The following is a 14418-nucleotide window of genomic DNA, read 5'->3' on the forward strand; positions in this document are numbered from 1 at the left end:
TCGTAGGCGACTGAAGGCCTTGCCCCATCCCGCTTTGCGGCAACGGAAGGCAGGGTCTGTCGTGTTGACACCTCTAAGATTGGAAGGCCCAACAGCACAATCAAGGGGGATGTGTGCATATGTCGCACACCCTATGGAATGGCCGATATGAAAAAAGGCGGAGCCCCATGGGAGCCCCGCCTTTTTTACACCAGACCGGCTTGGAGCCGGTGGTTTTGCACTCAGGCCGCGTTCAGCTGGGCTTCGGCAAATTCATAGTTTGCCAGCTTGTCCAGGAAGTTGGTGATGTAGTCCGGGCGACGGTTGCGGAAGTCCAGGTAGTAGGAGTGTTCCCACACGTCGGCCGTCAGCAGTGCCGTGCCCTGACCTTCGGCCAGCGGGTTGGTGCCGTTGGGGGTTTTGGTAATGGCCAGCTTGCCGTCCTTGCCCAGCACCAGCCAAGCCCAGCCAGACCCGAACTGGGAGATGGCGGCCTTGCGGAATTCTTCCTTGAAGGTGTCGATGCTGCCAAAGTCTGCGGTAATTTTGGCCCCAAGCTTTTCGGGCATGGCACCGCCAGAGGTGGACAGGCTGTTCCAGAAGAACGAGTGGTTCCAATGCTGGCCAGCATTGTTGAACAGGCCGGTCAGGTCAGCCTTGCCGTGTGCGGCCAGAATAATGTCTTCCAAAGACTTGCCAGCAAGGTCGGGCTTGCCTTCGAGCAGCGTGTTCAGGGTGTTTACGTAAGCCAGATGGTGCTTGCCGTGGTGGAACTCAAGCGTTTCCTGGCACATGCCGCGTGCGGCAAGGGCATTGGGGGCGAAGGGGAGGGTTGGCAGTTCAAAAGCCATGACATAACTCCGTCGTATCAAGCAGGGCGTGTCAAAAACGCGCCTGTCCAGAGCTATGGGCGTGCCATATGGCACAGAGCCAGCGGGTGGTGGCCCGATGTCTCTTTTCCCTTGCTCACGGAAACTTGCCCTGCTGGTGGGGGTGGGGTGGCGCGGCAGTCCGTAAGGAAAGCTATATGTGCATTACGCATGAAACAGCATGAATTTGCAACATGCCACCGGGTAAGAGAAGTAGGATACAGCCATGAACACCCCTCCATCACACACCGATATGCAGGCATTGGCGGGGCTTGCAGCGGGGGATGCGGACAGGCTGCTCTGTGCGCGTTTTCTGCCCGCATCTGCACAGCCGGGCGGGCTTGTGCTGCTGGCGTTCCATAACGAGCTGATTCGCGTGCTGGCCCCGGCCCGCTCGGCTGCGGTAGCCGGGCCCATGGCCGGGCTGATCCGCCTGCAATGGTGGCGCGAGGTGCTGGAAAAGACCCGCCCCCCCGAGCACATTCTGGCCCCTTTTCTGCTTGGGATGATGGCATGCGGGCAGGCCCGGCTGGCCACACTGCTCCGCCTTGTTCACTCTTGCGAGATGGAACTGACCGGCGCGCGTGATCAACCGGCATGGGAGGGCATGATGCGTGATGGCCCCGGAGCACTGCAGCGCGCAACAGGCGAACTGCTGGGGGTGGAAGACCCCGCCATCCTGCTCAGGCTGGAAGCCTGTGGTATGGCTTATGGGGCAGGGGCCATGCTGCGGCACTGGCCCGTGCTCCAGCAGTCAGGGCGGTTTGTATGGCCTGCCCGGCAGGAGGCGCTCAGGTTACAGGGGCAGGCATGGCTGGCGGCGCTGGACTGGCCCCATCTGCCCGCGCCTTTTCGCCTTGCGGCTCTGCCTGCCATACTCGCCAAGCGGGACCTTGCAGGGACCGCCCGGCAGGCCGGGCAGCCCCGTGGGCTGGGGGACCGCGCCGCACTCATGTGGCAGGGTGTTAAGGCCCTGCGTGCGTTTGAGCGCGACTGAACGGCTTGGAGTGCCGTAAAACCCTTACGGGTCGTTGGCCACAATGTTTTCCAGTACCCCGATCAGGGCGGAATAGTCTGCATCTGCTGCGGCGCGGCGGGTCAGGGAGAGTTCCTGCGTGACTGCGGCCATGGTGGGTACCGGCACGGCCAGACGGGCACAGGCATCAAGCAGCAGGCGCATGTCCTTCTGCATGAGCCGGGTGGGGAACTGGGGCGAAAAATCCCCTTCCTTGGCCATTTTGATCTTGCGTTTGTGGTGGGGGGAGATCACGGCCATGTTATCCAGCGCATCAAACAGCATGGTGCGGTCGAGCCCTGCGGCCAGACCATAGGCAATGCCTTCGGCCACGGCGGCCAGCCCGGCTCCCATAATCCCGTTAATAACCAGCTTGAGCCGTGCGCCACTGCCTGCCGGGCCTGCATGAATGGTCAGGCGGCCAATGGCGTCAAACACCGGTTTGGCGCGGGCCATGTCATCCTCACTGCCGCCAGCAAGCACCACCAGATTGGCGCTGTCCGCCTCGGGCGTGCTGCCAGAAACCGGACAGTCCACAACGCTGACTTTCAGCTTCTGGCCCGCATCCAGCAAGGTTTGTGCGGCTTCGGGGGAGACGGAGCTTGTGTTTAGTAACAGCCCGCCCTCTGGCATGCCGGCCAGCGCGCCCTGTGGGCCGTACATGCTGGCGCTCAAGGCCTCGTCATCCGGGACGCACACAAGAACAATATCAGCCGTTTTGGCAACATCTGCCGGGCTGGGCAGGAAGGCAGTGTTTTCGTCCCCCCCTTTGCCGGAGGGCGTGTAAGCCACGGCTGCAAACCCTGCTTTTTTCAGGTTTGCGGCCATGCGGCTGGCCATTGCGCCAAACCCGATAAAACCGATTGTCTTTGCTGTGCTCATGGTATCAGAGACTCCTGCATGTTCTTGCGTATTATGGACATAACGCACAAACTCCTTTCAAGGTTAAGGCGCATGGCCTGAATGCGCTGTCAGGCACCCCGGAAGAATAAAGGCTGATCATGGCTCCACCTGTTGCCGGTCGCGCGCGGCGCAAAAACCTGTCGCCACTGGCACGGCAGGTTCTGCTTTACGGCCTGTTCCTGCTCCCCGCCGTGTTTGATCTGGTGGAAGGGTGGCTGGGCTGGCTGGGGCCAAGGCCTTACCGCGAATGCCTGCATGACTTTGGGCGTTATGCGTTCCGCTTCCTGCTGGTTTCGCTCATGGTGACACCCTTGCGGCGGTTTACCAGAATTAACCTCATCCTCTACCGCAGGCCGCTGGGGTTGCTGGCCTTTACCTATGCGGCCCTGCACGTCACACTCTACCTGACATGGGCGCGCGGGCTGAACCCGGCCCTGATCTGGACGGATTTTACCACCCGCCCGTTCCTCAGCTTTGGTCTGCTGGCTTTTGTTATCCTGTGCGTGCTGGCGGTTACCTCCACGCGCAAGTCCATTATGCGGCTGGGCAAGCGGTGGGCACCGCTGCACAGAACGGTTTACGTGGCTATGGTGCTGGCCTGCGTGCACTACAGCATTGCCTTTAAGGTCTGGCACGTTGAGCCATTTATTTACGCAGCCATAGCGGCGGCCGTGCTGGCAACGCGCCTGCTCCCCAAAGCACAAAAAAGCCGCCCGACCCCGGTTTAGGGGCGGGGCAGCTTTGGGCCGTGCCGGGCTGTGTGGCGCTGGCTTTTGTGCGTTCAGGCCAGCAGGTTGGGGTGCCCCAGTGTTGCCAGCAGTTTTGCCGCGCGTGCATCGGCATGGAGAATGGTAACGGTTTTGCCGCGCCCTTCCAGCCGGGTGGCGGTTTTTTCCAGCGTGTCTGCCGCACTGATGTCCCATAGCTGGGCGTCGGCCAGATCAATCACCACGTTTTTTGCGGGGGCCTGAAAATCCACGGCATCGGTCAGCACGCTGGTTGAAGCAAAAAAGAGCTGGCCGCGCACATGGTAGGTGCGGGTTGTGCCATCGGGCGTATCCTCCGCTCTGACCTGCACCAGCTTCATGACCTGAAACGAGAAGAACAGACCGTTCAGCAACACGCCGCAGCCAACACCAGCGGCCAGATCATGTGTCAGCACAACCACCACAACGGTTGCCAGCATAACGGTGGAGGACAGCTTGGGGTGGGCTACCAGCTCGCGCAGGGATGACCACGAAAATGTGCTGATGGATACCATGATCATGATAGCCACAAGTGCTGCCACCGGCACCTGAGCAACAAAGCGGTGCATGGCGACAAGCAACAGCAGCAGAAAAGCCCCTGCCGTAAAGGTGGACAGGCGGCCCCGGCCACCGTAGCGCAGGTTGCCCACGGTCTGGCCGATCATGCCGCAACCGGCCATGCCGCCAAACAGGCCCACAAAAATATTGGAAATACCCAGCCCCGTGCACTCCATGCGCTTGCTGGAATGGGTGTCGGTCAACTCATCCACCACCGTTGCAGTCATGAGCGATTCCAAAAGCCCGACCATGGCCATGGCAAAGGCATAGGGCAGTACAATCTGGAATGTGCTCCAGGTCAGGGGTACCTGCGGCCATGTCAGGTGTGGCAGCCCCGTGGGGAGCGCCCCAAGGTCGGCCACAACATGAATGGGCATGGGAACGGCAAGGCTGATCCCGGTCAGCACCAGAATGCAGATAAGGGGGGAGGGAACAGCCGTGCTCAGCCGAGGCAGCAGGTAAACAATGGCCAGCCCAAGGGCGATCAGGGCGTAGGTGTGCCACGTCACATGCAGCATCTGCGGGATCTGGGCAGAAAAAATAAGAATGGCCAGCGCGTTGACAAAACCCGTCGCCACCTCGCGCGAGACAAAGCGCATCATGCTTTGCAGCCGCAACAGCCCGAACAGCACCTGCATACCCCCGGCCAGCAGGGTTGCCAGCAGCAGGTACTGCAACCCATGCCCGTGCACCAGATCCGCCGCAACCAGCGCGACCGATCCAGCGGCCCCCGAGATCATGCCCGGCCTGCCGCCCGTTATGGCAATGGCAATGCTGATAACGAACGAGGCAAAAAGCCCCACTTCCGGCGCAACCCCCGCCACGTAGGAAAAAGCGATAACTTCGGGGATAAGGGCAAAGGTGCCGACCATGCCGGCCAGAACGTTACGGACGGGTTGTTCCGTCCATTCACGCACATACTGCTGAACACTCACGAGGCAGAAAATATCCTGTAAACTAGGGTGGATGGTTTGGTGCTCCCAGCCATAAACCGGACTTTTTATGTGCGGAAAGGTTTTTCTTTGCGGATCATGGCTTGCACATTCCCTGTTTGGCCGGAATGGTGGTGTGCCTGCGTTGTGTTTTTGGTGCGTGAAGATGCTTGAACTGCCCCCTCCATCCCCCCTTGTATGGATCCTTGCCGGAGAGGCGAGCGGGGATGTGCTGGGTGCCCGGCTGATGCACGCACTCCGCGCGCGTAACCCGCATATCCGCTTTGCCGGAGTAGGGGGTACGCGCATGGCGCAGGAAGGGCTTGCCAGCCTTTTTCCCATGCGGGATCTGGCGGTTATGGGGCTGGTGGAAATCCTGCCTCGCGTGCGCCAGCTTTCGCGCAGGCTTAATCAGGCTGTGGCGGATATTGCAGCCCAAAAACCCGATCTGGTGATTACCATAGACAGCCCCGGCTTTGCCCTGCGCCTGCTCCGGCGGATTGCGGGCATGGGTATGCTGCGCGTGCATTACGTGGCCCCGCAGGTATGGGCATGGCGGCAGAAAAGGGTGCGCAAGTTCCCTGGTCTTTGGGACGAACTGCTATGCCTGCTCCCGTTTGAGGAAGAATTTTTTGGCAGGCACGGCCTGAAAACCCGCTTTGTGGGCCACCCCGTTCTGCAATCCGGTGCGCAGGAAGGCAATGCCGCCCGGTTCAGGGCACGGCACGGACTGGCGGATAACGCACGAGTGCTGGTGCTGATGCCCGGCAGCCGCCGCTCGGAAGTACCAAGGCTGCTGCCCGTATTCGGGCAGATGCTGGCCCTGCTCCGTACCAGCATGCCCGATGTGGTGCCGGTTGTGCCGGTATCCCCCGTGGTGGCGGCTACTGTTGAGCAGGCCGTGCATGACTGGCCCGTCCGCCCGATTGTGGTGACAGATGTGGACGACAAGCATGACGCATTTGCCGCAGCCGGGGCGGCTTTGACCAAATCAGGCACCTCCACGCTGGAACTGGCATTGGCTGGTGTGCCCATGGCGGTAACATACCGGGTTAACCCCCTTACGGCGTTTATGGCGCGCAGGCTTATCCGGGTGCCCTATGTGGCTATGGTCAACCTGCTTGCAGGCCGGGCCGTTGTGCCCGAACTGTTGCAGGAAAACTGCGCGCCAGACGTGCTGTCGCGCGAGGTGCAGACACTGTTTGAAAACCCCACCGTGGCTCAGGCCCAGAAGGCGGCCTTTGCCTCGGTCCTGCACGGGTTGGAGGGGCCGGGGGGGAGCCTGCCGGCAGACGCCGCGGCATCTGCCGTGCTGGACCTGCTGGCCACGCGGGGGCAGCCGTAAGGGGCTACCCTTCAGGCGTGGGTGTGGCCGTGGGTTTTATAAAGCTCGGCGGGGTCAATTTCAGGCTTGGTCAGTTCAAGCAGCCCGGTGGGGGAGAATGCGCGGTAAAAGCAGTTTCTGCGCCCGGTGTGGCAGGCAACGCCAATCTGGTTGACTAGCAGCAGAACGGCGTCTGCATCACAGTCCAGCCGTGCTTCGTGCAGGTGCTGGACCTGGCCGGATGTCTCGCCTTTACGCCACAGTTTTTTGCGGCTGCGCGAGTAGTAGCAGACGCGCCCGCTCAGCAGTGTTTCACGCAGGGCTTCGGCATTCATCCATGCAATCATCAGCACTTCGCCCGTGTCATGCTGCTGGGCAATGGCGGCAATCAGGCCGGAAGCATCGTATTTGACTGTGCTGAGCATGGCATCAAGCACTGCGGCATCGGGTGCGGTGTAGGTCATGGTTTGTCCGGTGTGGTGGCGGAGGGTTCTGGTGGTGTGCCAAGGGCTGGTAGCAGCCACGCGGGGGGGCGGGCAACCACGTTATGGTCAAGGCAGGTCAGGGGTTTGTCGGCCATGTCCACCTTGAGCAGCGCCAGCCCGATATGATCGCGCGAGGAGCGCAGGGTGCCAACCTCCTGCCCGTTATGCAGGATGGCGGTGCCCGGCGCGGGCAGGGGGGCGATGGCGGCAATGGGTACAAGGCGGCGTTTGAGCAGCGTGCGGTAGTGCATGCGGGCTGTGACTTCCTGCCCCATGTAGCACCCCTTTTTCCAGGCAATGCCGCCAAGCAGGTCCATGTTGGCCTCGGCTGCCAGTGTGCGGCCCTGTTCGCAGTCCTGTACGCCATCCGGCAGGCCAAGGGCCAGGCGGTGCAGGTCATAGTCCAGCTGGGTGGCGGTCTGCTCCGTAGTGGCAGGTGGGTCTATCAGCCGCCAGCCTGCGGCGGGCAGTCTGGGGTCTGCAACGCTTATTGCGTTTTCCAGCAAGGTGGCCTCGGGCCTGTTACCCCATGCGGCATAAACGGGGAGTGCCGTCAGTTCCATCTGCACATCCGAGCGGAGCCGAAAGCGCATGAGCTGTGTGCGCAGGGCTTCGGCCTGCTCGGTGGCGCAGTCCAGTAGCAGGCAGGTATCATCCGGGTCGGGTATGGCAAAAAAATCTGCCTGCCAGCGGCCCTGTGGGGTCAGGCATGCGGCCCATGCGGCCTGAGCCGGTTGCAGGGCTTCAATATCTGCCGTGACCAGCCCTTGCAGAAACCGCACACGGTCCGCGCCGGAAAGCTTGAGAACAGTCCGGCCCTCAAGCCGGGTGATATGGGATGGGGCGGGTAATGGCATGGTGTGGTGTCCTTTTATGCAAGGATGCAGGCCGTTGGTGCAAACTCTAGACCGGGCGGGGCAATGGGGCCATAGGCAGGCTGTTCACGTCCGGCTTTGCCGCAAAAGTGCCAGAGCCGCATGGGCGACGCGCTCCACACTTAACCCCGCAATGGGGGCTAGCCCTTCCGGCCCCGGTGCCTCTACCCAGTGCGTCATGGCGCCGGTGGGGGCATATTCCGATGCGCGGGACGGGCCGAACAGCCCCAGTGTGGGCGTGCCTGCCGCAGCGGCCAGATGCATTAACCCGGAATCGTTACCAATATACAAAGCACAACGGGCCAGCATGGCGGCGGTTTCGGTCAGGGCAAACCGTCCTCCGGCATCTATGGCGTGGGGCAGGGCGTGCAGCACGGGGCGGGCCAGTTCCGCCTCCTGCGGGCCGGGGCCATAAAAAATGGCAGGGCGGGCCTGGGGGTACGTGGCGGCAAGCTGCTGCCACAGGGGCAGGTAGTGCTCTGTGGGCCAGATTTTGCCGTGCCAGTTGGCCGTGGGGCCAAGGGCAATAACCGGTGCATCCGGCGTGTGTGGCGGTATAACCTGCGCGGCAGCCTGCTGGTCGGCATTGTTGAGCCACACCGTAGGGTGCGGAGCGGGGGAAAGGCCGAGCAGGGCACCCAGATGCCCCACCCGCCTGCCGGGCCTGCGCCCCCCACGCATGACAAACCGCCGCCCCGAGCGCAGGGCAAAACTGATGATTGAGCCGCGCAGGTCCACGGTCATGTCCCAGCGGGTGGGGGCGCAGGTTTTCCACAAATCCAGCCAGTGCAGGTCGTAGCGGCGTTTGTGCATGACCAGAACCCGCTCGAGTCCGGGCATGTGGCTGAACAGCCCGGCTGCAACAGGCCCGCAGGCAACGGTTATGCGCGCATTGGGCCATTGCTGTATTAATGTGTTGAGAATACCGGTGGAAAGCACCGCATCCCCCAGACGGGTGGCCGTAATAAAAAGAATGCGCATGCAATCAGGCTATACTGTCTCTTTGTCTCTTTTCCAAGCAGAGCAGATATGGACATTTGCGCGGCATATGCCAGAAGATGGAGCGTTACAGCGCAGGCTGGCCTGCTCCAGTGGGGCAGGTCGCCCGCGTAGGTCCACTGTCTGGGCAATAAGGGTGTTTTGGCAATGTTGCAGAAAGGTTTTTTGCTGGCTTCCGTCGGGGGGCTGGTGGCTATGGTTGCATGTGTTCCCGCCCATGCGGCCGAGCGGGCGTGGGTGCCCTCCACCTGTGGTGCGGAACCGCAGGCCCCTGCGGTCGATGTTTCCAGTGTGGAAAAATATAATGCCAGCGTGGACAAGGTCAGCGCTTACGAAAAAGCCGCCCGGACCTATAACGCCTGTGTCTCCAAGACTGCGGTGAAGGAAGAAACCGCAATCAGCAACGACGCGCGGGATAAAATTGCCTATATTCATGATGGCAGCACCGCTGTGCAGCAGCGCATCGGGGCTAATTTCACCCAGCTGACAACCGCGCTCAAAGCGGGTGGCACCAAGCTGCAGAAAGCAGCGCACTAAGCGCTTTTGGGCTTTTGCCGTGCAGCCTGTTGGGCCGTAAGGCAGTATAACAGGCGCACAACAAACACGCTGCGCCTTGTGTGATGCGTCCGGCTGGGGCAGATATGCCATAATACGGACAGGCATGTATTGGCAGGAACAGGAACGGGCCGGATCGTGGCAGAGGATATTTACCGGGAAGTTGACGAAGAGCTGAAGGCTGAACGCATGCGTGCGGTTGCCCGGCGTTATGCCGGTGTGGCTGTTGCCGCTGTGGTGGCCGTTGTGGCTGGCGCGGGCCTGTGGTCGTGGAAGCTTGCACAGCACAAGGCTCTGGATCAGGCAGCGACAGGCACGTATCTGGCCGCCTTGCGCCAGACCGATCACCTGCCCGATCAGGTGGGCAGCAGCCCCATAACCCTTGTCGGCAAAGCGCAGAGTGGTCTGGAAGCCCTGCAAAAGCTGGCAACATCGGGTGATCAGGGTGTGGCCACATTGGCCCGGATGCAGGAAGCCGCCGTGCAGGCCGCCCGGGGTGATGCCCCCGCCGCACTGGCCGCATGGAACGCCGTGCAGGATAACCCCGCAGCCGACCCGGCCCTGCGCAGCATTGCAACCCTGCTATGGTGCCAGCATCAGCTTGATACGGGGGATATTCCGACCCTGCGCTCGCGCCTTTCCCTGCTGACCGGGCCGGGCAAGGCCTGGAACGGCCTTGCCGTGGAGGCGCTGGCTGTTCTGGATGTGCGCGAAGGGCATAGGGATGATGCCCGCAAAAAACTGTCTGCCCTTGTGGATTCGGGCGAAACACCGGCAGGTGTACGCAACCGCGCACAGGATATGATGCAGGCCCTTGATCCGTCAGCAGGATAAAACCATGAGCAGCAAAACATATACGGGCGGCGCAGCCCGCTCCGGCCTTACCCGCAGGAGCCTGCTGGCCGGGGCAGCCCTTGCCCCCACACTGGCCGCTTGTGGTGATGACGACGATAAAAAACCCCTGCTGGCCGGGCACCGTACGGATGTCCTGTCATCAGGTGCAGGGCTGATGGTGGATAAGGAAGACCGGACAGCCATTACGCTGCCTGCACCTGTTACGGTTTCCGAGTGGCCGATCAGTGGCCGCGTGCCGGAGCATACGGGCAGTAACTACGCGTGGGGCGGGCTTAAGCGCCGCTGGAAGCATAGCGTTGGTGCGGGTATTTCCGAGCCGGACTTTATGGCATGGGCAGCCCTTGGCTCGCTGGGGCGGGGTATGCTGTCCTGCCCGCCGGTTATCCATAACGGCCGTTTGTTTATTATGGATGCGCAAGGCGTTATCCGTGCCTTTACATGGCCTGCCATGCGGCATGTGTGGACTTTTAACCCGCGCCCCAAGCAGTCGCGTTCGAGCAACACTGGTGGTGGCATCGGGGTTGATGGGGACGTGCTGTATATTGTGGATGGCATTTCGCAGGCTGTTGCCGTTTATGCCGCAACAGGCAAGGTCAAGTGGCGGACCGATGTTGGAACGCCCGGTCGTTCCGCCCCGACCATTGCCGAAGGCCGGGTTTATTTTGGCACGATTGATGAGCGCTTTTTTGCGCTCGATGCCGCGACCGGCCATCAGGTCTGGACATATGCTGCCACGGCGGCCGAAACCACGGTGTTTGGTCAGGCCGCTCCTGCCTACGCCAATGGCGTTGTGGTGGCAGGCTTTGGCGGAGGCGACCTGATTGCCTTCCGCGCCGAAAGTGGTGAGGTCGTGTGGAGCGAAATGCTCGGCAATGTTGGCTCACAGGCCAGCACACTCAACCTGAACTGCGTGCGTGGCCTGCCGGTTATTGTGGGCAGCGTTGTGTATGCGATCAGCATGGCGCAGGTGCTGGCTGCGGTGGATATCCGCACCGGCCGCCGTGTGTGGGAGCGTTCCGTTGCCAGCCAGAACAGCATTCTGTGCGTGGGGGAATGGCTGTATGTTGTCTCCCTCGACCAGCAGATCGCCTGTATTGACCGGCTTTCGGGCCATGTGCGCTGGATCACCCAGCTCCGCCGCTTCCGCAAGATCAAGGAAAGCAAGGACATTGTCACATGGTTTGGCCCCATTATGGCGGGTGGCCAGCTTGTGTGCCTGAGCACCCTGCCAGAAAACGGCATGATCCGTATTAACCCGGTAACCGGCGCAATTATCTCTATCGATGCCATGGAGGCCATCTCCTTCGTGCCTCCTATTGTTGTGGACAATCAAATGCTTATCGTAACTAATGACGGAAACCTGATCTCCTATGGTTGAACGTCGCAAGTCCATGCGCCCCCTCCCGCCGATACCGACGGGGGACCTGCCGGTTGTTGTTATTGCCGGACGCCCCAATGTGGGCAAATCCACCCTGTTCAACCGCCTTGTGGGGCGCAGGCAGGCACTGGTGGCCGATACCCCCGGTGTAACCCGTGACCGCAAGGAAGGGGTTGCCCTTGTCCGCGGTCGCCACATACGCCTGATTGATACCGCCGGGCTGGAAGAAGCCGCGCCAGATACACTGTTTGGCCGCATGCGCGCCTCGTCCGAAAGTGCGGTGCAGGAAGCGGACCTTATTCTGTTCTGCATAGATGCACGCGCAGGCATTACCCCTGCTGACGAGCATTTTGCCCAGTGGATCCGCCGCCAGAACCGGCCCGTGCTGCTGATCGCCAACAAGGCGGAAGGGCGGCAGGGCACAGCCGCTGCGCTGGAAGCTTACGCACTGGGGCTGGGCGACCCGCTGGGCCTGTCCGCCGAGCACGGCGAAGGCGTGACCGACCTGATGTGGGAAATTGCCGAGCGCCTGCCTGCTGACAAGGTGGAGGATGAAGAGGACGAATGGGCCCCCGAACCCGACCTGTCGGAAGAGGATGAAGAGGAGATTCGCCCCAAGGGGCCGCTCAAGGTTGCCATTGTCGGGCGGCCTAATGCGGGCAAGTCCACGCTGCTGAACACCCTGCTGGGTGAAGAGCGCATGATCACCGGCCCCGAACCGGGCCTTACGCGTGATTCCATTGCCGTAACCCTGCATGACGGGGATGACACGTTCGAGATTGTTGATACAGCAGGCCTGCGTAAAAAGGCCCGTATTGATGAAGCCTTGGAAAAAATGTCTGTCTCGGCCTCCATTGAAGCCCTGAAAATGGCGGAAGTGGCCGTGCTGGTGCTGGATGCGACCCTTGGTGTGCATGAGCAGGACCTCCAGATTGCCCGCCTGATCGAGCGGGAAGGACGGGCCTGTGTGCTCGCACTGAACAAGTGGGACGCGGTGGAAGACCGTACGGCCACACGCAAGGCTATTCTGGACCGGCTGAGCATTTCTCTGGCCCAGATGCGTGGCGTGCCGGTTGTAACCTTTTCTGCCCTGACCGGTTCGGCAGTGCACAAGCTGCTCCCCGCCGTGCGTGAAGCCTGGACCGTCTGGAACGCCCGCGTTCCCACAGGTGCGCTCAACCGCTGGTTTGAGGAAATGCTTGAACGCCACCAGCCTCCGCTGGTGGATGGCAGGCGGCTTAAACTGCGTTACATGACGCAGGTTAAATCCCGCCCGCCAACCTTTGTCGTTTTTGGCACCCGAGCCGAGCAGATGCCCGATGATTACAAGCGGTATCTGGTCAATGGCCTGCGTGAAGCGTTTGACCTGCCGGGGGTGCCCATTCGGCTGCAAACGCGTGGTACCAAAAACCCGTACGCAAATACCTGACCCCAACGGGTCAGGTTGCGCGCAAAAGGGGTATCCGCTGCGGCTTTGTCATGGGCTGACAGCTCTGCCACAGGCAGTGTGCTGCCCCCAGTAAGGAGCCAGAACCAGCATGACGCCCCCCCAGCAGACCACGCCCCGCCAGCCACCTCCCTCCGATGGTTTGCATGGCTCGGCCAGAAACTGGGCCATGCTGGCGGTTTCTCTTTCGGTTTTTCTGGCGCTGCTCGACTACGCCATTGCCAATGTGGCCCTGCCAGACATTGCGCGAGACCTCAGGGCGTCTTCTTCCTCCTCCATCTGGATCGTCAATGCCTACCAGATGGCCAGTCTGGTTTCCCTGCTGCCGCTGGCTGCCCTTGGTAGCCGGGTGGGGTTTGCGCGGCTGTGCCGGGCGGGCATTCTGCTCTTTATGGTGGCTTCACTCCTGTGCGCCATGGCAACCAGCCTGCCGGTACTGGCCGGTGCGCGGGTGTTGCAGGGCATAGGGGGGGCTTGCATCATGAGCGTGAACATCGCTCTGGTGCGCTTTATTTACCCTTCGGCAGAAATCGGGCGCGGCATGGCCCTTAACGGGCTGGTGGTAGCTCTTGGGGTGGCGTTAGGGCCTACAGCTGCTGCGGGTATTCTTACCTTTGCATCCTGGCCGTGGCTGTTCTGGATCAACCTGCCTTTGGGGGCTGCGGCTCTGGGTATGGCGTTTTACGCCCTGCCCAACACGCCACGCGCGCCCCATATGCCCGACATGACCGGCAGCCTGCTGTGCGTTGTGGCCTTTGGGGCCTGCATTATGGGGGGCGATGGTCTGGCCCATGCGCAGGGCTGGGTTGGCTCTTTGCTGCTGCTGTTATGTGGGCTTATGGCTGGCGTGTGGTTGGTGCGGCGTGAGGTCGGGCTGGCACAGCCGATCCTGCCGGTTGACCTTTTGCGCCGCCCCGATTTTGCCGTGGCGTTTACCACCGGGTTCTGCGGTTTTATCGCGTCCAATTTTTATATCGTTTCCATGCCCTTTACCCTGCATGACGCGCTGGGCCTTAGCTCCGCCCAGACCGGGCTGCTCATTACTCCGTGGCCTATTGGTATTATGCTCTCGGCCCCGGTTATTCGCCGGGTGGCGGACCGTATTTCGGCCGGGGTTCTATCTTCCATCGGGCTGGGGCTTACGGCTTCGGGGTTTTTCCTGCTCTGGCAACTGCCTGCCCACCCTGCATTGTGGGACATCGCTTGGCGCACGGCCCTTGCCGGGTGGGGGTTTGGGTGTTTTCAGCCCCCCAACAACCGGGCGATGATGGTTGCTGCCCCCCTGCACAGGGCCGGGGGTGCCAGCGGCATGGTGCAGGTGGCCCGTCAGGCTGGGCAGACGGTTGGGGCTATGGGGGTTGCTGCCTTTTTTACCCTCTGGGCAGATGCTGCCAACCGTGAATGCCTGCTGGCTGCGGGGTGTGTGGCTTTGTTTGCTGCACTGCTGAGTGCCAGCCGCCTGCTGGGCGGGCGCTCTGCATAATGCCCTATTGCGTGG

General features: G+C 61.6%; 14 protein-coding genes. 8 read left to right on the forward strand and 6 right to left on the reverse strand.

The window, feature by feature from the left end:
* Positions 1–221: 221 nt before the first annotated feature.
* Complete coding sequence (locus tag GOB83_RS04990) at positions 222–830, reverse strand: superoxide dismutase (protein WP_086645503.1); 609 nt, start codon at positions 828–830, stop codon at positions 222–224.
* A gap of 244 nt (positions 831–1074) precedes the next feature.
* On the opposite strand from GOB83_RS04990, the gene GOB83_RS04995 reads away from it, so the two are divergent.
* Positions 1075–1845 carry a squalene/phytoene synthase family protein gene (locus tag GOB83_RS04995; protein ID WP_165925402.1) on the forward strand — a complete coding sequence of 257 codons (771 nt, stop codon included), beginning with the start codon at positions 1075–1077 and terminating at the stop codon, positions 1843–1845.
* A 24-nt stretch (positions 1846–1869) separates the two neighbouring features.
* On the opposite strand, the gene GOB83_RS05000 is transcribed toward GOB83_RS04995, so the two are convergent.
* Positions 1870–2745 carry an NAD(P)-dependent oxidoreductase gene (locus tag GOB83_RS05000; RefSeq protein ID WP_165925403.1) on the reverse strand — a complete coding sequence of 292 codons (876 nt, stop codon included), beginning with the start codon at positions 2743–2745 and terminating at the stop codon, positions 1870–1872.
* A gap of 119 nt (positions 2746–2864) precedes the next feature.
* Here GOB83_RS05000 and GOB83_RS05005 point away from each other — a divergent pair, with 119 nt between their 5' ends.
* On the forward strand, positions 2865–3494 hold the full coding sequence (locus GOB83_RS05005) for a protein-methionine-sulfoxide reductase heme-binding subunit MsrQ (protein WP_165925404.1): 630 nt from the start codon (positions 2865–2867) through the stop codon (positions 3492–3494).
* A 53-nt stretch (positions 3495–3547) separates the two neighbouring features.
* Here GOB83_RS05005 and GOB83_RS05010 read toward each other — a convergent pair whose 3' ends face one another.
* Complete coding sequence (locus GOB83_RS05010; RefSeq protein ID WP_165925405.1) at positions 3548–5005, reverse strand: SulP family inorganic anion transporter; 1458 nt, start codon at positions 5003–5005, stop codon at positions 3548–3550.
* Between the two features lie 163 nt (positions 5006–5168).
* Here GOB83_RS05010 and lpxB point away from each other — a divergent pair, with 163 nt between their 5' ends.
* Complete coding sequence (lpxB, locus tag GOB83_RS05015) at positions 5169–6347, forward strand: lipid-A-disaccharide synthase (RefSeq protein ID WP_165925406.1); 1179 nt, start codon at positions 5169–5171, stop codon at positions 6345–6347.
* 11 nt (positions 6348–6358) lie between these two features.
* Here the strand turns inward: lpxB and hisI are convergent, their stop codons facing one another.
* The 3 genes from hisI to GOB83_RS05030 form a co-directional block, all read right to left on the reverse strand.
* A complete protein-coding gene (gene hisI / locus GOB83_RS05020) occupies positions 6359–6790 on the reverse strand; it encodes a phosphoribosyl-AMP cyclohydrolase (protein ID WP_165925407.1) in 432 nt (143 codons plus the stop codon).
* Positions 6787–7668: a CAF17-like 4Fe-4S cluster assembly/insertion protein YgfZ gene (ygfZ, locus tag GOB83_RS05025; protein WP_165925408.1), complete on the reverse strand. Its 882-nt coding sequence runs from the start codon at positions 7666–7668 to the stop codon at positions 6787–6789. The genes hisI and ygfZ overlap by 4 nt, the downstream gene beginning before the upstream one ends.
* Before the next feature lie 84 nt (positions 7669–7752).
* Complete coding sequence (locus tag GOB83_RS05030) at positions 7753–8667, reverse strand: glycosyltransferase family 9 protein (protein ID WP_165925409.1); 915 nt, start codon at positions 8665–8667, stop codon at positions 7753–7755.
* Positions 8668–8832: 165 nt separating this feature from the next.
* Between GOB83_RS05030 and GOB83_RS05035 the strand changes: the two genes are divergently transcribed.
* The 5 genes from GOB83_RS05035 (at position 8833) to GOB83_RS05055 (ending at position 14403) form a co-directional block, all read left to right on the forward strand.
* Positions 8833–9222 carry a hypothetical protein gene (locus GOB83_RS05035; protein WP_095349375.1) on the forward strand — a complete coding sequence of 130 codons (390 nt, stop codon included), beginning with the start codon at positions 8833–8835 and terminating at the stop codon, positions 9220–9222.
* A 156-nt stretch (positions 9223–9378) separates the two neighbouring features.
* Positions 9379–10074: a tetratricopeptide repeat protein gene (locus GOB83_RS05040; RefSeq protein WP_095349376.1), complete on the forward strand. Its 696-nt coding sequence runs from the start codon at positions 9379–9381 to the stop codon at positions 10072–10074.
* A 4-nt stretch (positions 10075–10078) separates the two neighbouring features.
* Positions 10079–11473 carry an outer membrane protein assembly factor BamB family protein gene (locus tag GOB83_RS05045; protein WP_086645492.1) on the forward strand — a complete coding sequence of 465 codons (1395 nt, stop codon included), beginning with the start codon at positions 10079–10081 and terminating at the stop codon, positions 11471–11473.
* A 13-nt stretch (positions 11474–11486) separates the two neighbouring features.
* Positions 11487–12902: a ribosome biogenesis GTPase Der gene (gene der, locus GOB83_RS05050; RefSeq protein ID WP_086645679.1), complete on the forward strand. Its 1416-nt coding sequence runs from the start codon at positions 11487–11489 to the stop codon at positions 12900–12902.
* A gap of 109 nt (positions 12903–13011) precedes the next feature.
* Positions 13012–14403 carry an MFS transporter gene (locus tag GOB83_RS05055; protein WP_095349377.1) on the forward strand — a complete coding sequence of 464 codons (1392 nt, stop codon included), beginning with the start codon at positions 13012–13014 and terminating at the stop codon, positions 14401–14403.
* Positions 14404–14418: the final 15 nt, after the last annotated feature.

Source organism: Acetobacter fabarum (assembly GCF_011516925.1).
In the GTDB taxonomy this organism is placed as follows: domain Bacteria; phylum Pseudomonadota; class Alphaproteobacteria; order Acetobacterales; family Acetobacteraceae; genus Acetobacter; species Acetobacter fabarum.